This window comes from Aequorivita soesokkakensis (assembly GCF_001641085.1).
GTDB lineage: Bacteria > Bacteroidota > Bacteroidia > Flavobacteriales > Flavobacteriaceae > Aequorivita > Aequorivita soesokkakensis.
In genome coordinates, this window is record NZ_LXIE01000001.1 from 445,941 (window position 1) to 469,279 (window position 23,339).

Consider the following 23,339-nt stretch of genomic DNA (forward strand, 5'->3'; position numbering starts at 1 on the left):
TATGGATACTTATAAAATATTTATAAAACTTTATAGGCGGTTGATGTCGCAATCGGTATTTTATGTGCCAAGTGAATTGATCGTAGATGAAATTCAGGAGATGTTCAATTTTCCACTTAATGACTACGCAGACCAGCTTTTATATCTCTCGAAAGATAGAAATACAACGCTATTGCAAAATCCTGAGGCATTGGAGAATATTATTGCAAAGAGGTTCCAACTGGAAAGAACCGTTTCCTACCTGCTCAGGCAAAAAAGCATTATGGATGAAGGAAGCTATACGTACCTACAGGAAAAATATATGGAACAGGTGAATGTTGCATGTTATGTTTCAACCCTATTATGCGATAATGTAAAAGCATATTTTCCAAATGAAACATTGGTTCTGTACAATTCATTTCTTGCCCAACAAAATGCAATGGATGAACATCGGAATGAGTTGGTCAAGATGTTGAAGATAACCAACAACCAACCGTACAGGTTGGAAGACATTACAAACCTAAGTTTATTGAAAAACCCTACGGTTAAGGAAGCATTTTCATTGCAATCAAAGGGATTGCAACGGGACGGATTGGAGGTGCGATCAACGGATGGCATTGCAATTATTTCAGATGAAGCGGCACGGGATTTTCTATTGGAAACAGTTTTTTCGATTCCTTTAAAAAAGATTCAGAAGTAAGGAGCTATAGGCATTGTTGTTTGTTTTTATTCCAATTCGGCTTTAAAATCTCCTTTTATTTCAATTTCTCCGCTGCAATCCGATTCACAAATTCCTTTGAAATAAAAAATTTCAAAAATCATTTCTCCTTTTTGTTTAGGAATTTCAATTCCTGTTCAAGCGTTATTACTTTTGGGTCAATTGCTGGACCAGATACCCAATAATTAAAATCCGATTTGAATTGATTGTCGGCTATTTTTATCGTCAAATATTGACTATACGCTGGATTAGTCTCAAAAATCTTCAATTCAAGAGTATCAGAGTCAGTTCGTTTTAATTCCGTAGATCTCATTAATCTTAAACTGTCGTTATTTACAATTGCATTAGATTTTATGATATATTGAGTTGAGTTGAGTCAGGAACATTATCATATCCAGATTCCGTCTTCAAAGTCAAAGGATTGAGCATAAATTCGATTGAATTAAACAGATTGCTATTTAATTCTTTGTCAATAGTTATTTTTTCAAATTCCGTGTTGTTTTTTTTAATTCCGCATGAAACTAAAATTGTAGAAAGTATTATTATCAGCAGTTTTTTCAATTCAAAGTCGTTTTTAAATCACACATAACGTTTAGGCTATGGTTTCGTTGCGGAAAATGTCCGAAGGACTTTTGCGCTGTAGCCGAAAGATAGCAAAACGGCGAGAATTTTCGGTAGAAAATTCCGCCGCAATGAACTATAGCCGTTGTTACCTGCTGGCTTTATCCGTTTTGATGTATGTTATTAATACTAATCTGAAAAACATATTATCAAAATCCTGAGCATTTTCAAGTACGAAATTTGCAAAAATAAGATGTTCTTTGTCGATTTCCATTATTGATAGGATATCGGAATTAAAACTCATAGATTCAATTTGTTCTTCAGGTAATTGCTTTATTAATTCCTCATCTGTTATTAAAAATTGTCGTTCATTATATTTTAGATGAAGGTTTCCAATAGGGTTTTGCTTCACAAACCATTCTCCTTTTAAAATTTTACCTTTTAAATTTTGGATGAAGTTTTGATTTTCATCAAATCTGATTTGGTCGGGGGTTTGTATGTTTAAGGTTTTTCCATTTATTCGCTTAGCACTTTCTAGTTTCCAATTTCCAATTAATAATTTTTTTATTGTTGAGCTATCTTTTTTTGTCAATAATTCAATCCTTTTGTCATCTACAAGATGGGTGCTCAAAGAATCTAAATTAGACGCTAATTCGCTTTTCAAAATTATTTTTCCACGTGGATTTAATGAATCATAGACAATTATAATATCCTCTGGATTAGTCTGTCCGAAAGTACTCGAGGAAAGAATCGCAAATAGAAAAATCAATAGTTTTTGTTTCATCTATATGTTTTTTTAGCTTGCAGGTAACGTGTTTGGCTATGGTTTCGTTGCGTGAAAATCCGCGAGGATTTTCCGCCGTAAACCGAAGATAGCAAATTTGCGAGGACTTTCCGAAAGGAAAGTCAGAAGCAATGAACTATAGCCGATGTTGTGCGTTCGTACTTTTTAATTCAGTCAGTTTTTTATAGTCAGAAATTGGGAATTCGTGCCTCCACTTTTCTTTATAGCCTTCAATTCCGTTTTCGTCTAATATTCTTTTTATTGAGTTAAATCCGTTAGAGATTAAACTTTTTAAAGTTGTTTCTCCTTTGAATAAAGATTCATATTTATCCGCATCATTCATATATTCAGTTGCGTAATCCTCGTACCATTTTAATTCAATCGTAATTTTGGTGGAATCAATTTTTTCAATTATTATTTGGTGTTCTCCAGGTTCTTCGTAGAAAGGAATCACAACTCTATTTCTGTCAGTCAAAAGTCCGATTAGTGCATTGATAATAGAATTCAGAGTATCGTGAAGATATGAAGCATTAAATTCAGCCGAAAAATCTCTCGATTTGAGCTTTCCAACTGCCCAACCGTGTTCTTCTAATATGTAGTCAAATTCAATTTTCATATGGTTGAGTCAGTATGACGCACAACGGTTTCGTATAACCGTTAGTTACGGGTTAATATGCGTTAATTTTCGGGTTGGCACAGACGTTAGCAATTCCGAGTGGATTCGGACGCAGTCGAATCCGCCGTAATTGCGGTTATACATTGTTGCCTACAGTTATTTCTGCGCAACCTTCTTACCATTCCGATATTCGATTTCCAATTCCGTTCCGTCATCTTTGATGCAAAATTCTGTTCCGTGTTTTTTGTTATCCAAATATTCGCAGCGGTAAGTCAGCTTGTCATTTTCGTATTTTTCAATAAGAGTTTTCTTTCCATTTTGGTCATAGAATTTAAACTCCATCGTTGGTTTTGATAATCCGTATCTGGTTACTTTTTTCTTATCAAACGTTTTTTCGTAAAATTCTGTCAGCTCTACAGGTTTTGGTTTTTCCGTTCCGTTGTAATAAAGTATTGATTTAATCGGAATTCCTTTTTCATAATATTCTTCGTACACCAAATGTCCATTTTTGCGAACTTTTTGCGCTTGTCCAGAAAATAATTGGTCATTCGCCACTTTATACGCCAAATTATTTTCCACATAAATTTCTTTCAGCCCGACTTTTTCTTGAGCGAAAAGTCCACCGAATGAACAAAATATTATGATTAGCAGGATTTTTTTCATAATTGTAGGCAACGGTTCTCAGCTATACGCAGGCAGGGATTTTAACCACTGAATTTCCTACGAAGAACTGAACTTTAACTTTACCACTTATCTGTCCTACGAAGCACGAAACCCCTGCTTGCGTATAGGTGATGTTGGCGGTATGTGCTTCTTTTTTAATTTGTTGTCGTCCCATTGTTGGTTTCGGCTAAAACTGTGAAATACTTTCTTATAAATGTTTCAATGTCTGATTGACCTGAACTCCAAACGGTAGAACTAACCCTAAACCGTATGTTTTGGTCTTCAATATTTACAGATATTCCGTCTTGTCCATTGTTTAGATTGTTTTTTTTGATTTCAACGTCATTGAAGTCACTAAATACAGTGTCAATTTTATGACCAATGTTACTTATTACTTTTGCATTTATTCTAAGATATTCAATGTCTGGTTCTGTTCCGTCTAATGGCACAACTACTAAAGAATAATTGTCTTTTTGTTCAGTTGCTGTTTTTGCTTGCAATGGCGTCATAGAAGCGTGTTCCTTGCCTGTCGCCTTTAATTCAACAAGCCAATTGTTTATTCTAAATACTTCTCGTTGATTTTCGTTATTAACTAAATCTGATGATTCTTCAGTTAGTATATAATCACTTCCAAATGGTTCTCTCTCAATATTTATAATGACTCCACTTTTTTTAAGTTGCTCAATATATTCTTTAAATAAATCTTCAATTAGTTTCCCGATTTTTTGGTTACGGTTAATGAGTTTTCGCTCATTTAATCTTTTTTCATATTCCTTTCTTATGTTGGGGTCATTAAATATTTCTTGAACAAGTTCTGGGTCAGCATCACTTGTAATCATATTCGTAATAGCCTTGTCCCAACTTAATCTAAGTTCGTCTGTTGGGAGTGTGTTTCTAATTAGGTCAGATACACCCACACCAAGTTTGTTTAAGAAATTTTGTTTCCTTGAACCACGAATAGTTTTTACTAAAGTTTCATCTCCTTTAAGTATCTCCGAAAGATTCTTGGAGGACGGAGTTTCACTTACAAATTTCGTTTCAGAACCTTCACTTTCGGTTTTTACATTTACCCAATTGAGACGCTTAGCACGATATACCCAAAAACACGTTCTAAAGTGTATAGGATTTTCTAATCCTTCGATTGTTACTTCTTGAATATCTGAATCAAATAAGGTGTCTTTTTCTACAGCTTCGGATAGAAGAAATTTAAATCTTTCTAAACTTGACTTTTGTGTTGTGTTTCTCCCGTAAATATGTCCGTCTGTTGCGGTTAAATAGGCAAAGTCGGAATAGGTGATTTTAAATTTATATTTGAGTTGCCCTTCTGCATCTCTTAACACACTAAGGTCAGATTCTTTGATAATTAAATGTTCTAATAATTTTATCGTTGCTGTTTCAGTTTTGGTTACTAAAGGACTTATGTGAATAAATCCGCTCTCATTTAAAAAGTTGTAGTCTGCTTCATTCAAATATTGATTATATATTTCATTTAGGCAGTCTTTGTCCCTAACTAAGCTTGAATACAAAGGAAAGTTTACTTCAAAATATGGCTTTGGAGTAAGTAAAAGGTGTTCGAATTTAGGAAAATGGTCATAAATAAAACTTTCGTCAATCTTTTTACTTGCACCTGTTAGTATCTTCAAATCTTTGATTATTTCTTTATGGTCTTTTAATATTAACCATTTTAAAAACCTTGCATTACACTCCTGATTGGATGACTTAATGAAGTCAGTTTCATCAAGCTCGTTCAATTCGGCTTTTAAATCATTAATGGCATTTTGTATTGTGTAATTTTCAACTCCATTGATTTGCAAAAAATTTATTTCTCTTGAAAATAGTTTGTCAGAAAAATTCAATTGTATTAAGTCGGAAATTGAAATCAATTCATCATCATTGCATTTATCCCAATAAATGCCGTCTGCACCCCTAAACTTATTTCTTTGATTTAGACAGATTTTTATGTCTAATGGGAAATGTCCTTTTATCTTAATTATTAGGGAGTAGAGATTATTCAACCAAGATTTTTTATCTGCTGTAATAGAACTTTCTAATTCTTTAAGTGATTCTTTTTTTTCAATGAATTTGATTAATTCATTTACTCCCCAAACGAATTTTAAGTCATAGGTTTTTTCAATATCGGGTTTAAGTTGTGTAATACTCTCTGATATATGAACCCATTTTAACAATTCTGATGATAGTGGAACTTTAATATCAATAATTTCCGATAATAGCTCCCAAAGTTCTTTTGTGGTGTTTTCTTTTTCAGTGAAAGGAATTGTAAATTCATTTAGAGATGTGAATTTGTTATCAGCCCCGTGGTAATTAATAATTTCTTTTGCGGCAAGTAAATTAATCGTTGAGGATTTAATAGTTGTAAGCCATTCTTGGTCGACCCATTTGAGGTCTTTGGAAATCTTGAAATCAAACAATTCGTAGATACCAATTATTTTTTTGGTTTTAAATAATTCTGCGAATGCCTGTAAGCTATCAGATAATGCTTTACTAATTATTTCTTTATTGTTTGATTCGTTTCCGCCTTCTGTTGCTTTTTTTAAATAAATTCCATCACGTTCTACCCTTGGGTCAAACTGAGTTGAATTGATAATAATTGGTATTCCAATTTCTTCAGTTCCAATTAGTGGAAATGTGTAATATAGTCTTGGATAATTTTTTGTTAAAGGAAAAATCTCTTCACTGCCGTTCTTTTCTTGGGTTATTATACAAGCATCAAATTTTTCATCTTTTTGAATGTAAGCTTTTAGACAGGTATTTACAGAACCATCAATCAGTGTTGTGATTTCCCATTCGTTAATTGAACCCAATTCGTAGGTTTTGATTAGGGTCTTTGAGAATGTCTTTGACAAACCGTTTTCAACTACAATAACTGATTCAATTTGCTCATTGAAAAGTTGAGTAATTGGGATTAATTCATCAAGACATTGTAATCCAACTTTTGCTGTTAATTTTCCTTTCTCTCCTAAATTATAAGTGAATTTAGTTTGAAATTCATCTTCTTCTAAATAGCTTAATTCTCTAATTGATTCATCAAATTGTTTGTTTGATTCTTGCTGTAATTCATAGAAATGCTCATTGTTTGTTGCGTTTCTGTTTAATAAAAAATGAAAGCTACCTTGATTATTTGTAAGTTGTCCCGTTATATAAACTTCTTTGGAAAGAAGATATGTTGTCATAAAACCTGTTCCAAACCTACCTGTCTTACCTTCTTTGTTGTTTTTTGAAGAGCCTTGTATGATTAAACTTAGAATGTCATCCAACTCGAATGGATTTCCTGTATGTGAAAATGAAATTTGATTTTCGGAAATTTCAATTTTTACTTTAAGATTTTGATTTTCTTCTACCGAGTCTTTTGCATTTTGAAGTAATTCCCAAAACCAACGCTTCTCATAATCTTCTCTTTCATTTTCTCTGGCAACAATATCCCTGTAAACACTATCAGCGTGTCGGATTTCTGCAATCTCTTGTCGTCTTTGTTGTATTTGTTCTTTTTGAATCATTGTCTGTCAAAATGAAATGATTGTTATTGTTTAGCAGGGTCTTGTTAGCATTACCGCCAACGTTCTGGCTAAAGCTAGTGCGGTTTCTCGCAAGTTCCAAAAGAAACGAGATCGTCATCGTCAACCGCGTTTGTGTCTGCCGAAGACGAAATGGCCGCATTAGTCTTTAGGTATTGTTGTGTGGCGTTTTTTTATTTCTTTCCTTTTTTGTCATTCGTAAAACTTTCCTGAATAGAGCAAGAGTGCAAAACTTTTCCAATCTAGATCTATGTCTTCATTGTCTTGTCCGTATGCGTGAATAGAGTCAAGAAAGTCAGGAATAGTTTCATTTTCCCAGCCGTTGAATCCACTTGAATACGGAGAAGTTGGATTTACCTTTTCTTTATTGTCTTCGTCTTCCTTGTCCTTTTTTAATGCTGCGACAAATTCAAAGAAAGTTTTTTTCGAGTTTACTTTTTCTAGTAATTCAGTTAGGTTCATTTTGGTCTTTTCAAATGCCACACAACGGTTTGTGTATGGCTTGTTGCGGGAAAATACGCAAATATTTTCCGCCCTAACCGAAAGATAGCAAATTGCAATGAATTCCGATTAGGAATTCAGCCGCAATGAGCTATACACGTTGTTACCACACGTTTTTATTTATTCCCATTAATTTTTTCATTACCTCATTATAGCGATACAAAATTCGCATTTCACTTTGACTTGGGTCAAAAATATACTTGTAATTCACATTGTATAATTCGGTAATTTCTTTAATTATTTTTGTCGATTCGTCCGTTCGCCAATCAATTCCGACTGCCAGAATTATACGTTTTCCATTTGCAAAATCCACATTCGCTTGATTCTCGCTGTATTTATTATAGAATTCAGGTTCAAGTTGAGAATCAAGTTTAATAGCTAATTTTTTGTCAGATATCCGAAGCTTTAAAGTGTCGTTAATTTCATTGAAGTCAAATTCAAATTGTCCGTTAAAGACTGGTGAATGTTCATTTACTATTATTCGAATAGAGTCCTTTAAGGTTGTCTTTAAAACAAAAACTCCACTTGAGTTAGTTTCGATTTCTTTGATACTATCTCTTTGGAATAATTTGATTTTACTCTTTCTTTTATTTAGATTTTTAGTGTATAGGTCGTCCTTATCCCGAAATAATACGAATTCTGTAGCTTTAGATTTGTAAAACTCAACCTTTCCGACAATTTCTTTTTGCGAGTAAAGACTTTGTTGGAAAATCAAAATGGTCAATATGAATAGCGTTTTTCTCAAATGTGTGGTAACGGCTCTGTATAAGAACAGTAGGGCTGAAAATAGACAGTTACTATTCGGTTAAACACAAGCCGAATTTTTAAATTTTCCTTATTATCTTTTTTTCTCAATAAGCCAAATTTAAAAATTTGGCGACTTCGCAAATACGCCCGAACCTTTTGGTTTAGCAACTACTTGCCCTATTGTTTTTATACTTTGTTGCCAGCAGTTTTTCTCGGTTCCCATTTCACTTCCAACGTATCCAATGCATCAACTGGAAAAATTTCCGCATAATCTTTTAAGCTACCAATCTTTATTACTTTAGGTTCCATTTTTTCGTTATACAAGACAATCCTGAATTCGTTTTGATATTCAAATTCTTTCATTTTGTGAAATAAAGTTATATCTCCATTTATTTTATCTTTTTCGTAATATTCAACTTGTCTGGTGCTGAAATCCATTTTTATTTTTTCAAGTTCATCACAAACTTTATTTATGAATTTTCCAACATCTTTTATCAATACAAAATGAGTTCCGAATTCCCGTACTCTTTTGTCAACTTTAAAATCCTCAACTCCAATTATGTCTTTTGGTCTTATGCAATAAATAGAATAAAGATTACCTTTTATATCGCTTAAAAACTCTCGTAAATGGAATTTGGTAGGATTTATTGGAATTTGCTTTCCAGTTTCAGGAATTGTAATAGTTACTTTAAGATACTCGTATTCGTGGTAATTTGTAATTTTGGTAGTTCCCTCATATTTATCTCCGCGTAATCCTTGCTCTTCAAGTCTTTGAAAATAATCAATCGTATTAAAATAAACAGTTCCATTTTCAATAAAATCGGTCATATTTTTTTCGCTACCGAATTTTAAAAAGAATAGTGGTTGGTCTTCTGTCATTTGTTTATTATCAAATTGCTGGCAACGTTAGGGCTATGGTTTGCTGCGTCGGTTAAGCACTAATTTAGCAAATAAACACCAACATTCACGTTTGCGTGGTTTTTCCGAAGGAAAAACTGCCAAGCAGTGAACTATAGCCGATGTTGCCCACAGTATTTTAATCATATTTATTAAAAATTACATTTCCAATTTTCTCTGTTTTCCAATATTTTATTTGTTCTATTTCCGCTTCATTGAGCAATATTAAATTTTCAGTTTTCAGAGGTTGATTTAGAAATTCAGTTTTTAATTCTGTTAAATCGTCAAGTAATACATCGGTTATATTGGTTGGTAAATTATAGAAGTCAACAGTTGTCCAGTCCGACATACTTTTTATTCCACAGAAGATTGGATAAGCAGAGTTTATTCCGATTAAATGTGAGCCAGTTTTGTCATTTAATGAAATCAGATAAAAATTATTGTCCTCTTTTGGTTCAGTCAGTTTAATATTCCAAAATTCATTATGGTTTTCAAAATTTTCAATTAGTTTTTCTATCAATAATTTATCGATTTCAGGAACTCTCTTTTGTCCGATTTTCCAAAATCCTGTTATTCCGTTCGGCAGTTTTTCCATATTGTGGGCAACGGTCTTGTGTATGAATAGTAGCGGATTTAAAATACCTTCTTTTCGGTTTATGACTTAACTTTAAAGATAAAAAACTAACTTTGATTAAGCACTAAAACCGCTATTATTTATACACGTTGTTGTGTTTTCGTACTTTTTTCCGTTCAGTTTGTAGCGTTGGCAAAGACATACTCTTTTGCAATTTTGGGCTTCTGTGTTGGCTGTTGCGAATTGCAAATGTGTATGGCTTTTAGCGTTGGCTTTTTACACGAAATCCAATGGTTCAAAGTCAATATCTTCATTTGAGGCAGAATCGTAAATTTTGAATATTCCTTCTTCTAACCAAACAACTTTAATATTTTCTGCTGTACAAAATTCAATTAAACTGACTTGTGGTTTTTGAGAGTAGACCAAGAACTCTTTAATGTCCTCGTATTCCATTTGTCGGTTTACGATTGAAAACTTATAGTATTTAAGCTGTCCAACTCCTTTAATAGTCTGTTTTTCTTGGTCAGACATTGAGCTTAAAATAGTTTTAATTTCAAAAACTAAAGCTGTTTCTTCAATTGTCGACAAACAATCAAACTTTCCTTCATAAAGTTCAAATGCTCTTTCTTCGCAGAACAGTCCAAGTTGTCTTACGATTTCTTGATGTTCTGCCAAACGTTGCTGACGAATTCTAATTGATTCTGTGTAATCTATACTAACTGTAGAAATTGTATTAAAAATTGGGTCAACCGCAATTGTACCTGAAGTTACAGGTCTATATTGTGAATAGGGAACTCCTTCTGGATTTGTTGCATCAGATGGTATTTCTGTGGAAATTTCATCTTCTGTAATAACTATTCGACCAATTGGAAAAGCATTGTTTCCTCTACGTGCAATATCTCCTAATTGCTCTGCAATTCCGGGAAGAATTTTAACAGCATTTCTACCCATCGATTCAGAAGTTCCTGTGGATTCAAGAATTTCTTCTAATGATAACTCTGATAGGGCAATAATTCTTTCGTATTCTTCAATTGAATCATTTTCAGCTTCGAGAGCAAGCATTAATTTTTTTGTCTCTATTCCTGGTTTCTCTTGAACAAGTTTTAATAAAATTCTATAGGGATGACTTATCTCTCCATCTGTTCCTTCCAAACCTAATTGTAAAAATGAATTTTTCCATAATTCTCTTTTTATCTCTTCATTTGGTGATGCAAGTAACTGTATCGCTTGTGAACTTAAGCTTCCAGATTTATTCTCGAAAACAGTTAAAAATCCAAGAAGTTCAAATAGTCGTCTAATGTCTCTTGCAACCGTTAAGTAACCTCGATTTGCTTTTGGTTTTTCTTCTTCCAAAGCAAGAAATTCGTCAACTGATAAAGTTTTATCTCGATATGTGTAGATTAAGTTTCTTGTTAAGAGTTCCCCAAAATTTTCATCTTTTAGAGCTGTTTCCTCATCTATTAGCTGTTTTATAGCTAATAAGGCATTAAATATTTTGGTAAGGTCATTAAATTGATGAGGAAAGTTTTTCATTGATTAGCAGAAATTAAATTTCTGCTAATATACCATTTGTGTTAATTTTTATCTCAATTTGATTATTGACATTTAATTCTTTTAATCGATTATTAGCGATTTTAATGTAATCTCTATTTTTCTCGAAAGCGATAAAATTTCTGTTGTTCTTTACAGCACTAACGCATTCACTCCCAGAACCACCAAAAGGAATTAGAACTAAATCATTTTCATTTGAGAAGTGTTTAATTATTCTATCGCATATTGCCAATGGTTTTTGAGTTGGATGGTCAACTTTCTCGTTAGCAAATCTTTTACCTGCTAAAACAGGAATGTTCCATACATCTCCAGCGTGTTTACCATCTGGATGTGGTGTCCAAACTTTTCCGTTTTTGGTTATCTTATTTTTTAATCTTTCTGTGCTTTTATATGGTTCTCTTATTTGATGATAAGTGTAATCATCAGTTTTTGAAAACCAAAGTATAGGTTCGTAATTTGCCGAAGGCGAATTTTTATAACCTGAAAAACTGTTTTCATAATGCCAAATTATTTGCCTTCTGTACTTTAAATCCTTTTGATAAAGATAAACGTGAAGATGACATAAATAATGGTGTATACCATAAATGAAAATTGAACCTGTTGGCTTTAATTTTGTAATTGCAACATCAAGCCACTTTTTTGACCATTTTATCCATCCATCTACATCATCCCAATTATCAGAAGAATTTCCAAAATCTTTGTTTAAATTGTATGGTGGGTCAGCTATGATTAAATCAATAGAATCATTTTCTAATTTCTGCATTTGCTTAATACAGTCTCCGTAATATATTTTATTTGTCTCAATCATCTTTTTTGATATTTTGGAATATTAAAACATTTTGATGGTGCATATTCGGAACGAATGAAAAAGGATAACCGTAAGGATAAATACTTTTGTGTCTTTGGTATAATATTTTAATTCCTTTTAATACAAAATTTCCTTTTTTCTCCAACGCATTTGCTAAATCAGCGTGAAAAGTGTAGTATTTCTCTTTTTTTCTAAAGTCGCTTACAATTACACACATATACTTTCCAGACTTTAGTGGTTTTGAACAGTCATTGAAAAACTTTGCAAGCGTTGAAAGGAATTTGTCATAATCCTCAATATTTGCCAAATCTTCATTATTCTCACTATACTTATGGTCTAAATCATTATCAATTCTTTCTTTTCCTTTATGGTCAACAGTTTCCAAAATGTTCCAATATGGTGGGCTTGTTGCAATAAAATCTATTTCGTTTTTTTTAAACTTCTTAATTTCTTTCTGACTATTTCCATTTATTAAATTTTGCTTGGTTTTTAAAGGAAAATCATCAGGAACTTCCAATTCAATACGTTGTAAACCCAAATCGTGGTATTTAGGATTTAATTCTATTCCATAACCAATTCTATTATTAAATGCACAAGCCTTAACTGTTGAAGCAACACCAGAAAATGGGTCAAGAACTTTGTCATTTTCTTTAGAAAAGAATTGAATAAGTCTACCAACATCTTGAAATGAAAAAGGTGCAGGATGCTGTTTTTCTATTTGTGCATCTTTATTTCCAGCTCCTAATCCTTTTTGACTGAAAACTGTTATAGTTTCAGGCAACCATTCTTTTGCTGTCAAATCATTTAATCCATTATTCAATGCAAAAGCTGATTTCTCATTAGGAAATAGAATTGCGTTGGCTTTCTCAACATCTCCTTTTGAGTGAAATAATGCAACTTTTTCCCAATCTTCGATAAATCTATTTGGTATTCTCAACTCAACTCTCTTTTCAAAAATTTCGTTCAGTTTAGTTTTTGCAAGTTTGTTCAGTTTAGTTTCCTCAACAGGAACAACTTCTTTTCTATTTTTTTTATATAGTTGGTATTTCATCAATTATTTCTTCTCGTATTTCATTTGTTCTTCTGCAACTTTTAAGGCGTTCATTCCTTCTTTTTCGTCTTTAACTATGTCATAAACCTTTGAGCCAATCCACAAAGCTTCTAATTCCGAAAACGAACAATTGAAAGTTTTACTAATTGTTTTTAAGTGTTCTCGTTTTAAAGGCTTCTGGTCACTTTCAACTTTACTTAAAAAACCATCTCCGATTTCAAGTATTGAAGCAAGTTGCCTTTGAAACATTCCATTTGATTCTCTTAATTCCTTTATTTTCTGCCCAAGAGTCATTTTACCAAATTTAGACTTGACTAATATTGGTCAAATGTAATAAATATTATTGGAAATTTGATTCGAGCGTTGGGAAATTTTAGCTCTTTTGGTTTTTTAGCGTTGGAATTGTGCGTTGGAAAAAAAGCCGAAAGTGCTAAAATATGCGGCTGGCAGTATGAAACACAACGGTTAGTATAAGAATAGTTGCGGGTTTACGTGCGAGGATTTTCCGCAGGAAAATCAGACGTAGTAAACTTGCAACGACCTTTGGTTAAGCCCAAAATTGAGCAATTATTTTTATACATTGTTGGCAACTGGCTTTTTTTCATTCAGATTGAGTTTCATCATTATGTCCGTTTGTTCATCGTTTCCGAGTTTAAAAACGTGTTTGTCAAACGCTACAAATCCATTTTTTTCATAAAATCGAATTGCTCTCGGGTTTTGCTCCCAAACTCCCAACCAAACATATTCCACATTTTTCTCTTTGGCCAATTCAATCGCCTTGTCGTAAAGTATTTGTCCAACTTTTTTTCCGTGAAATTCCTTTAGCACGTATATTCGTTCAATTTCAAGTGCGTTTTTGTCCTTTATTTCGGTTTGTGACTGTCCAATGTTTATTTTTAAATATCCGATTGTTTTTTCGTCAAGTTCCGCAAAGTAAAATTCAGCGTTTTGGTCGGTCAGTTCCGTAGTCAGTTTTTCGGTTGAAAATCCGTTTTCCAAATATTCTCTCATATTATCTTCACTGTTCTCGGAAGAAAAAGTTTCGGCAAAAGTCAGTTTTCCGATTTCTTTGAGTTTTTCAATGTCTTTAATATTTACTTTTCTGATTTTCATTTAATCATTGTGCGTTTTTTTTCAGCTTGTTGCCAACGGTCTTGTATATGAAAAGTAGCGGATTTTATGCACTAACTTTTCGGTTTATAACTGACCTTTATTTTATTATTTATCTTTTGGTTAAGCACTAAAACCGCTATTTTTTATATACGTTGTTGTGCTTTCGTTATTTTTCCGCAAACTTGCTAGCGTTGGCAAAGACATACTCTTTTGCAATTTTTGGCTTGTGTTTCGGCTGAAGCGAATTGCAAATGTGTATGGCTTTAAGCGTTGGCTATTTTATTTTTTCCAGTCAAATTTTAAATTTCCGCAACCACATCTAATTTTATTCTCAACATTATCGTAAAATTTTAAAGAAAGAAATTTATCACAGTCTGAACAATAAAAATTATGGATTAAGCCTTTAACATCTTCCCAAATTGCTTCTAAATCCTCAATACTTTCTTGGAAGCTATTGTCGTGCGAAGTCGTATTTCCAATAAACATAGGCATTCCTTTGATTTTCGGAATATCGGCTTTCTCTTTTAGTTCTTTACTTGCTTTTGTCAACTTACTTTGTACGGCATCTAAAAGTTCAGGTGCCATTCTTTTTTCATTTATGTCATTATTCCTGTAGGCTACTTTTGCTTCTATTTCTAGAGCTACTCTTTTCATTACTCTTTCTGCATAAACACGAATATCGTTTCCTAGTCCATCAGTATTTTTGTCTTCTATTTTCTTTTTAATTCTATCTTTAATATCAGCAATTCCTCTCTCAATTCCAGTTCCATTATCTTTTGTCCATTTAAAGTTATTAAGAATCCAACCTTTGCTTTTTACTTCACTCGATACTAACTCAAAAAATTCTTTTTCGTGAGTTAAAAGAATTACTTGAAAGTCAGAAAACTTTGTTGTTAATAATTGAGCAAATCTATATCTGTGCGAACGGTCAAAACTAGAAATCACATCATCTAATACGAAAAATTTACTTTCCTTGTTAAATGCTCTTACAGAAGCAAGAAAGAATGAAAGGCCTAAACAGTTGATGTGGCTTTCACTCAAATAGGCAATTGGCGGTGTATGGGTTTCGTTGAAGAAGCTGTATTCAATTGTAATTCCAACAAGTTCATCATTCTTTTTTAATGGAACCAACTTTATATCCTCAACCTTTTCGTTGGGATTCATTGTTGTATAAAAATCGTTTATGTCATTAGAAAACATTGTTAAAAACACATTGAGTGCTTCTTCTTGTCTTTTAATGAAATCTTCATAAAGCAGTTCAAATGTTGCTTGTTGATTAGCTAAAACACTTTGTTCTTTTTCTATTTTCAGATATTCCACATAAGCTTTTGCTGATTGAAATAGCTTTGTATATGTTTTAAATTTGAGGTTAGCTTCTTTACTTTCAGTTAACTTTTTAATTGTCTTAACCAATTCGCTTGTTAACTCTTCAATTTCTTTTTTGACAAACTTTATTTCTTCTTTGTCCGATAATTTTTCTGTTAATTCTTTTTTTGATTCGTCAAGGTGGTTATTCAGAGAGTTTTGAATTTTCTCAACTGTTTCTTTTAATTTTTTGTAATCTTCTTTCTCGAAAAGTTTTTCTGTCAATAAGCCTTCAATAGCACTAATATTTGGTTTAATTGTATTTTGAAGGTCTTTAGAATTATTATCTACTTTTTCCTTTTCCTTATTGAGTAATTCTAGTTCTTCAATTCTAAAGTTTAAATCTTGTAAAAGGTCAATTTTACTTTTCTCTTGTTGGCAAAGTGGACAGTAATCGTTTTCGACAACATCTTTTGTTAGTACTGATTTGCCTTCTTGTAATAATGAAAGAAGTTGTAAGTTTTTAACCTTTTCTGGGTCTTTTTTTAAGGCGTTAAAAGAATCGTAAAAAGTACTGTAACTATTATTAATGTTATCTACATTTCCTTCGATTTGTGCTACTGACTCTTTAACTTTTGTGTAAAAGTTAATTTGATTTAAAAGTTCGGAATCTTCTTTACTCTCAATTTTTTTAAGGACAGTATTTATATCTTGACGAGATTTGATTTCAATTCCTAATTTTAGAGGTTTTATCAATTTATTTGCTCCGTCAAATAATTGCTCATCTGTGTAAGCATTTTGACCTAGATTTTCAAGTATCGTACTTTGCTGTACATTTTTAAGATTGTCATAATTAGCAGACTTAATGTTTCGTGCGATTCTTGCTCCGTTTCTTTTGAGCAAATCTCTAATATTCTGTACATCTGAAAAACCAATTATGTTTTGTAACTCTTTTAGTTTATCTGTTTTCCCAGCAATAATAAATTGAACTAAATCACGATAGCGAAGTATTAATCTTTCAGAAAAAGATGATGCAATAAATTTTTTGAAATCATCAGTTTCATTGGAATTAAAGGTTTTTAATGAGTTATCTATGGACTTTTTAGAATCTAGTTTATTTTCATCAAAAGTTAGTTCGATAAAACTATCTTCTGTTTCCGGAATAAAAATGTTACGCAAAGCGTCACGACCTTTTCTTCTTCCAATTTCTTCGTTTGATAAATGTTCAATTTTATCATAAAAAAACCATTCAAAAGAATCGGTTACAGAACTTTTTCCAGTTCCATTATCTCCGTAAACTAAAATTGATTTTTTATCCAAGTCAAGAGTTAATGGTTCTCTAACTCCTCTTAAGCCGTTTATTTTGATTGTTTTAATTTTCGCCATCTTCTTTTATTTTTTAGGCTTAATGGCTTCTTGTTTTAATTCTTCTAATGCATTTTGAATATTGCTATCAGTAAATTTGTTGTCGCCATATAATTCAATCAATTTGTTAACTGTACTTTCGTCAGTTCCTTCAACATTTAATATTTCTGCAAAAAATTCGTCAATTACGTCTTTTCCGCTTTTTATTTGGTTATCCATATTTCAGGTTTTTAATCAAAATATTGCCAATCAATAATAAAATTGGCTTTTAGTTTTTTATTTAATATTTCGTAACCCGATTTATTGTTGCAAATTGGATATACTCCATATTTTTCTACAAAATCGAGTATGAAATAGCTTTCTAGGTCTTCAATTCTATGTGACCAAAAATTGCGAAGCATTTCAAAATTTATATGTGTAAAAAATAGCTGTTCTCTTTTCCTATAATTTACTAATCCAAGGTTTTTACTTTTTCCGTCAAAATGTCCAGTTAATCTACTTCCAATACTGTTGGTTTTCTTCTCACTCATACCAATGTATAACAATCGTGATTTTAGAATAGGATATTGAATTGAAGTTTTTTCAGAGAAAATAAAATATAATCCTGCGAGACCCATCAAAGGTTTTATGTTCTGTAATTCAAAGGTTTTTGGTTGGTCAAAAAATATTTTTAATTCAGTCGGCTTTTCGTTAATCATTCCATTCTACTAATTTATTTCATTTTCAATTTATTCGATTACGGTTTTCCTCAATTTCATTAGAGCGTTGGCAAAAAATAGCTCTTTTGGTTTTTTTAGCGTTGGCTTTCGTGTCGGAAAAAACCAAAAGTGCTGTTTGTGCGGCTGGTTTCCATAATGAAGCACAACGTTCTGGCTAAAGCTAGTGCGGTTTCTCGCAAGTCCCAAAAGAAACGAGATCGTCATCGTCAACCGCGTTTGTGTCTGCCGAAGACGAAATGGCCGCATTAGTCTTTAGGTATTGTTGTGTGGCGTTTTTTTATTTCTTTCCTTTTTTGTCATTCGTAAAACTTTCCTGAATAGAGTAAGAGTGCAAAACTTTTCCAATCTAGATCTATGTCTTCATTGTCTTGTCCGTATGCGTGAATAGAGTCAAGAAAGTCAGGAATAGTTTCATTTTCCCAGCCGTTGACTCCACTTGAATACGGAGAAGTTGGATTTACCTTCTCTTTATTGTCTTCGTCTTCCTTGTCCTTTTTTAATGCTGCGACAAATTCAAAGAAAGTTTTTTTCGAGTTTACTTTTTCTAGTAATTCAGTTAGGTTCATTTTGGTCTTTTCAAATGCCACACAACTAGTATATATCAACATGCAGTTTATTTCACATGTCTTTGACCAAAGTACAATTTATTTTAAAAAACTCAATGGGCTTGGAGTATTTGTAATATGGTGATTGCTTACATGTGTGTAGATTTCGGTAGTCTTACTACTGCCATGTCCCAAAAGAACCTGTATACTTCTTAGATTTACACCATATTCATAAAGATGTGTAGCATAGCTATGGCGCAAAGTGTGTGGGGTCACTTTTTTATGTATTCCTGCCTTTTTTACGGCACGATATAAAACACGCCGAATACTTGTAGGGGAATAGGGAACAGATTTTAAAGAATCATTGGCTTGTTGTCCTTCAAATAAATAGATCGAAGGCCGATACTGTTTATAATATTTTCGCAATAGTTGCAACAACTCGTCTGGCAAGGGTACCGTACGGTCTTTAAAACCTTTCCCACGCCTTACACTAATGCACATACGGTCACTATCAATGTCCTTTATCTGTAAACTAATAACTTCCCCAATGCGTAATCCACATGCATATAGGGTTTGTAAAATGGCTAGATGCTTACGGTTTTCAATAGCATTAAAAATACGCACAACTTCAGCCTGCGATAGCACCGTGGGCAAACGCTTTTCTTTGCGTGGGCGTACAACATTTAAATAACTACGATCTTGTCCCAAAATATGCTCCCAGTAAAATTTAATGGCATTTATAGCTTGGTTTTGACTGCTTATGGTATATCCTCGGTGTATTAAGGAGGTTATAAATGCCTCACCACTTTCATGTAAAGAGGTTTCTACGGCTTGTAACAAACAGTAATCAGAGAACATAGCAAGATAACTTCTATACGTTCGCTGGGTGTTCGGCGAATAGTTTTTACGTTCCAATAACCGTTGTATAGCAGAAAAATCCATAATAGTAATGTGCAATATAGTAGGCTATTTTTCTAATAACTTCATTTAATTATTTATAGTCGTTTACAATTATTTAAAAAAATAATAAACGTTTACAACTATTTAAACTTAAATAAGGAGGGTGCAATTCATAACTTATGTTTAAGCAACTATTATTTTATTCCCATCATAATTTCACAAATCTAAGGGACTTTTTATTTAATTAAAATTGACTTTAGATAGGTTGCAACTTCATTTCAACGCGGAAATATTTTTATATATTGCATTACAAATAAGTATTAATTGAATGAACACGAAGCTGAACACGTTTTTGAACACATTCCTAAAAATATAGGGTATCAAGCCTCTAGAATCTACTAATTACAGACAGATTTTGGAGTTCATAACCCGGAGGTCGCGAGTTCAAGTCTCGCTCTCGCTACAAAAACCCTTCATTTATGAAGGGTTTTTTTTATTCTTCCTATTTTTAAAAAAAAGCTTGCAGATATGGCGATTATTCTTACATTTGTTAAGAATAAGTTAATAACTTATTGAGCAGCACTTTAATACAGGTTTTTAAAAGTTTAATTTTACTGTTGAACTCTTAAAACCTATATTATGAAAAATTATTTTATCGCATTTTTAATGCTAGCAAGTGTTGCAATCAGTTGTACTCCAGAAAACCAAATTAGTGATGAGCAATCAATCGACAAAGAAAAAGTTTGCCCCCCAAGCGACAGAAACTGTAATGGGATTCCAGACCACCTGGAGCAAGGGAATTAATTTTTATTTAATATTTTTATGTGTGGTGGCCGTACTATCGCCATTTCTACATGTTTTATATTTAACAGAAGATAAAGAAGGCATATTTGGTTTCGCATATATGTCTTCTTTTATGTTTTCAATTAGCCTTCCATTAATGGCTATTAGTTCTGGTTTGATTATAAAATTTGCAAAAAACATTATTGTTGAAGATTTCAAAAAAACATTTGAATATATTTCAAATACATTTTTGTTGATTGGCTTTTTCTTTATGGTCTACACCTTTGCACCTATGTATGATTTTTCAATTTATACCTATTATGCAATAATCCTAACTATAGCAGTCATTTTAACTTTAATTGCAAATCTGGCGCACAAAGCTATACTTACAACTGAAGAACGCCTTAAAAATATAATCTCAAAACTTTTTGATTTTATTATTCTTGAAACTCCCCGCAAACACGTTTCAGAGGAAAAACAGATCGACTATGTTATTTCCTATGAAAAGATTATTAACGAAATTGGGGAAGAATGAATAGTGAAACATTAAAAAACCTAACAAAGCTATGTATTTCTGGAATGCTCTCTGAAGCCGCAAGATTAGAGGTGGAAGAAAGAATTTTGCAAGCCAAGAAGTCTGAAACCTCTGAAGATTTCAACCAATTAAATTTTGATTGATTTGTCTTTTTAATTTTCGGCTTTTAAAACCTGTTGCAGCGCGGCTAAACTAACTTCTTGTTGCTCACCGCTTTTCATATTTTTCAGCGTGTATGTCTGCGATTCCATTTCCTTTTTACCGGCCAAAATGGTAAACGGAATATTCCTTTTATCCGCATACCCCATTTGTTTGCCCATTTTTGTAGCATCGGGATATAACTCGGCTTTAATCCCAATTTTGCGAAGTTTTGTTATTGCTTGCATAGCATATAAAGCTTCTATCTCTCCAAAATTTATAAAAAGTGCTTTGCTGTTTTCTGAAACAGTTTTTGGGAAAAGATTCAATTCTTCCAGCACCAAATAAATCCGGTCCAAACCAAAAGAAATACCAACACCGCTCATATCCTTTAATCCAAAAATTCCCGTAAGATCGTCATACCTACCACCGCCGCCAATGCTTCCCATATTCACTTCCGCTGGCGCGGAAACCTCAAAAATGGCGCCTGTATAATAATTCAATCCGCGGGCAAGTGTAACGTCAATCTGCATCGAAGCCGTTTGTAAACCAAGCGTTTCAATATTATTGGTTATAAATTCCAGCTCTTCCACGCCATGCATTCCCAATTGTGAGGAAAGAAGCAATCCCTTGAGAGAATTTATTTTTTCAATGTTATTACCATCAAATGAAAACAACGGCTGTAGTTTTTGCAAAGCATCTTCTGAAATACCTTTTTCGCGCATTTCTTTTTTAACGCCTTCTTCCCCTATTTTATCGAGCTTGTCCAGCGCCACGGTAAAATCTATCAGCTTGTCTTCCGCGCCAATTGTTTCTGCAATACCGCTCAATATTTTTCGGTTATTTATTTTTATTGTTACTCCTTTTAAACCGAGTTTGCTGAATACTGCATCATACAATTGTACAAATTCCACTTCCTGCCAAAGCGAAGTAGAACCCACAACATCTGCATCACATTGAAAAAACTCACGGAAACGACCTTTTTGTGGTCTATCTGCGCGCCAAACGGGTTGAATTTGGTAGCGTTTAAAAGGAAAGGTTATTTCGTTTTGGTGTTGCACAACATAGCGTGCAAAAGGAACTGTCAAATCATAGCGAAGTGCTTTTTCAGATATAGTTGAAGTGATTTTGTTACTATCCTTTTCTAAATATAATTTTTCGTCAACCTTTGACAAATAATCCCCACTATTCAAAATTTTAAAAATCAATCGATCTCCCTCTTCGCCATACTTTCCCATCAAAGTTTCACTATTTTCAAAAGACGGTGTTTCAATAGGCTGAAAACCATACAATGAAAACGTTTCCTTAATTACATTAAAAATATAATTGCGTCTGGAAACTTCTTCCGGGTTAAAATCGCGGGTGCCTTTAGGAATGGATGGTTTTTTAGACAAGATTTTATGTTTTAATTTTTACTTCGCAAATATCCTAAATAATAATGAAGTTTGCCACAATAAGATTGTTGTAATCATTATATGCTTTGTACTAATTATGTAACTTTATCCTGCATTTGCAGTCTAACGAGAAACACAAACTAAAAATATGTTTTCACTTTTCTGGGAAAATGTTCGAATTGCGCTGGATTCCATTAAAAGTCAGTTGCTAAGAACCATTCTAACCATTGTAATTATTGGGATTGGCATTTGGGCGCTCGTGGGCATTTTGAGTGCTGTAAAAGCTTTGGAAACGACTATTTCTGGGAATTTTGCCTCTATGGGCGCCAATACTTTCAATATTCAGCAATATGAATTTTCGGTACAAAGCAACCGAAGTGGCGAACGGGAAAAGATCAATCCTATTATTAGTTACAACAATGTTCGTGAGTTTTTGGACAAATATGAATTTCCATATACAAAAACCTCTCTTTCCTTTCAGGGAACAAACGCCGCGGAAGTGCGCTACGGTTCAGAAAAAACCGATCCCGAAGTACAGGTTTACGGCGTGAATGAAAATTATCTTGAAAATACCGGAACCGAAATAGATACGGGTAGAAATTTTACCATTTTCGATATTCAAAACAACAATAAAGTTTGTGTCATTGGAGCGGATTTTCTTAAAAATCTCTTTGAAAATGATGATCCTATCAATAAAACCATAAGCATTCGCGGGGTAAAGTTCAAAATTATTGGAGTGCTGGAATCCAAAGGTTCCACTTTTGGAAACAACCAGGATTTAAAAGTGCTGATTCCAGTGCAAGTTGCCCGGGGAATTTATACAGCGCCAAATATAAATTACAACATTAGCGTAAAAGTTGACGACAAACAAATGATGGAAGCAGCGCAGGACGAAGCCATTATCACGTTCAGAAATATACGAGGTTTAAATCCCGTGGAAGCGAATAATTTCGGGATTGAGCGCAGTGACGATTTGATAAACCGGATTGCTTCTATCACAAAATATTTGGAAATAGCCGCGTGGATTATCAGCATCATTACCATTCTTGGCTCTTCCATAGCTTTGATGAATATTATGCTTGTATCAGTTACTGAACGCACACGTGAAATTGGCGTTCGCAAAGCGTTGGGCGCAAAACGCTCCACAATTTCCACACAGTTTTTTATGGAAACTATTGTAATTGGCCAATTCGGGAGCGTTTTGGGAATTATACTTGGAGTACTTACAGGTTATGGTTTCGCGAAAATCTTCAAGTTCGATTTTACCTTGCCTTGGGCAGCCATAATTTGGGCGACCATTATAACTTTTATCGTGGCAGTGATTGCAGGTTCTTATCCAGCTTCAAAAGCCGCAAGGCTGGATCCTATTGAAAGTTTGCGTTATGAATAATGGAAAAGAAATTCCAAATCACAAATTCCAAATTCCAAATAAATCTCAATTCACAAAAAATAATTTTCAAGTAAAAAAATTACCCTAGGTTTTCATCAATTTTCTGAGATTTGAAATCTTGTAATTTCGTGGTTATTTGGAATTTGGAATTTGGTGCTTGGGATTTGTT

General features: G+C 33.0%; 23 protein-coding genes and 1 pseudogene. 4 read left to right on the top strand and 20 right to left on the bottom strand.

Going from position 1 to position 23,339, the window contains the following annotated elements:
* The first annotated feature begins 1 nt into the window (after position 1).
* Positions 2–679 carry a hypothetical protein gene (locus A7A78_RS02075; protein WP_131811084.1) on the top strand — a complete coding sequence of 226 codons (678 nt, stop codon included), beginning with the start codon at positions 2–4 and terminating at the stop codon, positions 677–679.
* Between the two features lie 727 nt (positions 680–1,406).
* Here A7A78_RS02075 and A7A78_RS02090 read toward each other — a convergent pair.
* The 19 genes and pseudogenes from A7A78_RS02090 to A7A78_RS15355 all read right to left on the bottom strand — a co-directional run.
* A complete protein-coding gene (locus A7A78_RS02090) occupies positions 1,407–2,042 on the bottom strand; it encodes a hypothetical protein (RefSeq protein WP_068760752.1) in 636 nt (211 codons plus the stop codon).
* Positions 2,043–2,178: 136 nt separating this feature from the next.
* Positions 2,179–2,658, bottom strand: a complete 480-nt coding sequence (locus A7A78_RS02095; RefSeq protein ID WP_068760754.1) for a hypothetical protein — start codon at positions 2,656–2,658, stop codon at positions 2,179–2,181.
* A gap of 156 nt (positions 2,659–2,814) precedes the next feature.
* A complete protein-coding gene (locus tag A7A78_RS02100; RefSeq protein WP_068760756.1) occupies positions 2,815–3,321 on the bottom strand; it encodes a hypothetical protein in 507 nt (168 codons plus the stop codon).
* A gap of 155 nt (positions 3,322–3,476) precedes the next feature.
* On the bottom strand, positions 3,477–6,836 hold the full coding sequence (locus A7A78_RS02105) for a sacsin N-terminal ATP-binding-like domain-containing protein (RefSeq protein WP_068760758.1): 3,360 nt from the start codon (positions 6,834–6,836) through the stop codon (positions 3,477–3,479).
* A 210-nt stretch (positions 6,837–7,046) separates the two neighbouring features.
* A complete protein-coding gene (locus tag A7A78_RS02110) occupies positions 7,047–7,316 on the bottom strand; it encodes a DUF7660 family protein (RefSeq protein ID WP_068760897.1) in 270 nt (89 codons plus the stop codon).
* Positions 7,317–7,458: 142 nt separating this feature from the next.
* Positions 7,459–8,079: a hypothetical protein gene (locus A7A78_RS02115; RefSeq protein WP_131811085.1), complete on the bottom strand. Its 621-nt coding sequence runs from the start codon at positions 8,077–8,079 to the stop codon at positions 7,459–7,461.
* Between the two features lie 209 nt (positions 8,080–8,288).
* A complete protein-coding gene (locus tag A7A78_RS02120; RefSeq protein ID WP_068760762.1) occupies positions 8,289–8,981 on the bottom strand; it encodes a hypothetical protein in 693 nt (230 codons plus the stop codon).
* 157 nt (positions 8,982–9,138) lie between these two features.
* Positions 9,139–9,594 carry a hypothetical protein gene (locus A7A78_RS02125; RefSeq protein WP_068760764.1) on the bottom strand — a complete coding sequence of 152 codons (456 nt, stop codon included), beginning with the start codon at positions 9,592–9,594 and terminating at the stop codon, positions 9,139–9,141.
* A gap of 255 nt (positions 9,595–9,849) precedes the next feature.
* On the bottom strand, positions 9,850–11,106 hold the full coding sequence (locus A7A78_RS02130) for a hypothetical protein (protein WP_068760766.1): 1,257 nt from the start codon (positions 11,104–11,106) through the stop codon (positions 9,850–9,852).
* Positions 11,107–11,119: 13 nt separating this feature from the next.
* A complete protein-coding gene (locus A7A78_RS02135) occupies positions 11,120–11,932 on the bottom strand; it encodes a DNA-methyltransferase (protein WP_094746000.1) in 813 nt (270 codons plus the stop codon).
* The gene (locus A7A78_RS02140; protein ID WP_068760768.1) at positions 11,925–12,983 is read right to left on the bottom strand and encodes a DNA methyltransferase; all 1,059 of its coding nucleotides are present in this window, start codon (positions 12,981–12,983) and stop codon (positions 11,925–11,927) included. Before A7A78_RS02140 ends, A7A78_RS02135 begins: the two co-directional genes overlap by 8 nt.
* Positions 12,984–12,986: 3 nt before the next feature.
* Positions 12,987–13,277, bottom strand: coding sequence for a helix-turn-helix domain-containing protein (locus A7A78_RS02145; protein ID WP_068760770.1), 291 nt, complete (start codon positions 13,275–13,277; stop codon positions 12,987–12,989).
* 279 nt (positions 13,278–13,556) lie between these two features.
* On the bottom strand, positions 13,557–14,096 hold the full coding sequence (locus tag A7A78_RS02150) for a GNAT family N-acetyltransferase (protein WP_068760772.1): 540 nt from the start codon (positions 14,094–14,096) through the stop codon (positions 13,557–13,559).
* A gap of 279 nt (positions 14,097–14,375) precedes the next feature.
* Positions 14,376–16,787, bottom strand: coding sequence for an AAA family ATPase (locus A7A78_RS02155; protein ID WP_068760773.1), 2,412 nt, complete (start codon positions 16,785–16,787; stop codon positions 14,376–14,378).
* Positions 16,788–16,793: 6 nt separating this feature from the next.
* Entirely contained in the window at positions 16,794–16,985 is a 192-nt protein-coding gene (locus A7A78_RS02160) for a hypothetical protein (protein ID WP_068760775.1), read from the bottom strand.
* Between the two features lie 11 nt (positions 16,986–16,996).
* On the bottom strand, positions 16,997–17,464 hold the full coding sequence (locus A7A78_RS02165) for a hypothetical protein (protein WP_068760777.1): 468 nt from the start codon (positions 17,462–17,464) through the stop codon (positions 16,997–16,999).
* 317 nt (positions 17,465–17,781) lie between these two features.
* Positions 17,782–18,093, bottom strand: a complete 312-nt coding sequence (locus A7A78_RS02175) for a DUF7660 family protein (RefSeq protein ID WP_094746001.1) — start codon at positions 18,091–18,093, stop codon at positions 17,782–17,784.
* Positions 18,094–18,129: 36 nt separating this feature from the next.
* Positions 18,130–18,738 carry a tyrosine-type recombinase/integrase gene (locus tag A7A78_RS02180; protein WP_242649240.1) on the bottom strand — a complete coding sequence of 203 codons (609 nt, stop codon included), beginning with the start codon at positions 18,736–18,738 and terminating at the stop codon, positions 18,130–18,132.
* Positions 18,739–18,972, bottom strand: a pseudogene (locus tag A7A78_RS15355) (phage integrase N-terminal SAM-like domain-containing protein); the annotation flags it as partial. It lies immediately after the preceding gene.
* 673 nt (positions 18,973–19,645) lie between these two features.
* On the opposite strand from A7A78_RS15355, the gene A7A78_RS02185 reads away from it, so the two are divergent.
* On the top strand, positions 19,646–20,248 hold the full coding sequence (locus A7A78_RS02185; RefSeq protein ID WP_131811086.1) for a hypothetical protein: 603 nt from the start codon (positions 19,646–19,648) through the stop codon (positions 20,246–20,248).
* The gene (locus tag A7A78_RS15055) at positions 20,245–20,391 is read left to right on the top strand and encodes a hypothetical protein (RefSeq protein ID WP_165593536.1); all 147 of its coding nucleotides are present in this window, start codon (positions 20,245–20,247) and stop codon (positions 20,389–20,391) included. Before A7A78_RS02185 ends, A7A78_RS15055 begins: the two co-directional genes overlap by 4 nt.
* Positions 20,392–20,400: 9 nt before the next feature.
* Here A7A78_RS15055 and hisS read toward each other — a convergent pair whose 3' ends face one another.
* Entirely contained in the window at positions 20,401–21,780 is a 1,380-nt protein-coding gene (gene hisS, locus A7A78_RS02190) for a histidine--tRNA ligase (protein ID WP_068760781.1), read from the bottom strand.
* A 148-nt stretch (positions 21,781–21,928) separates the two neighbouring features.
* Here hisS and A7A78_RS02195 point away from each other — a divergent pair, with 148 nt between their 5' ends.
* Positions 21,929–23,170 carry an ABC transporter permease gene (locus A7A78_RS02195; RefSeq protein WP_068760782.1) on the top strand — a complete coding sequence of 414 codons (1,242 nt, stop codon included), beginning with the start codon at positions 21,929–21,931 and terminating at the stop codon, positions 23,168–23,170.
* The last annotated feature ends 169 nt before the right edge of the window (positions 23,171–23,339 follow it).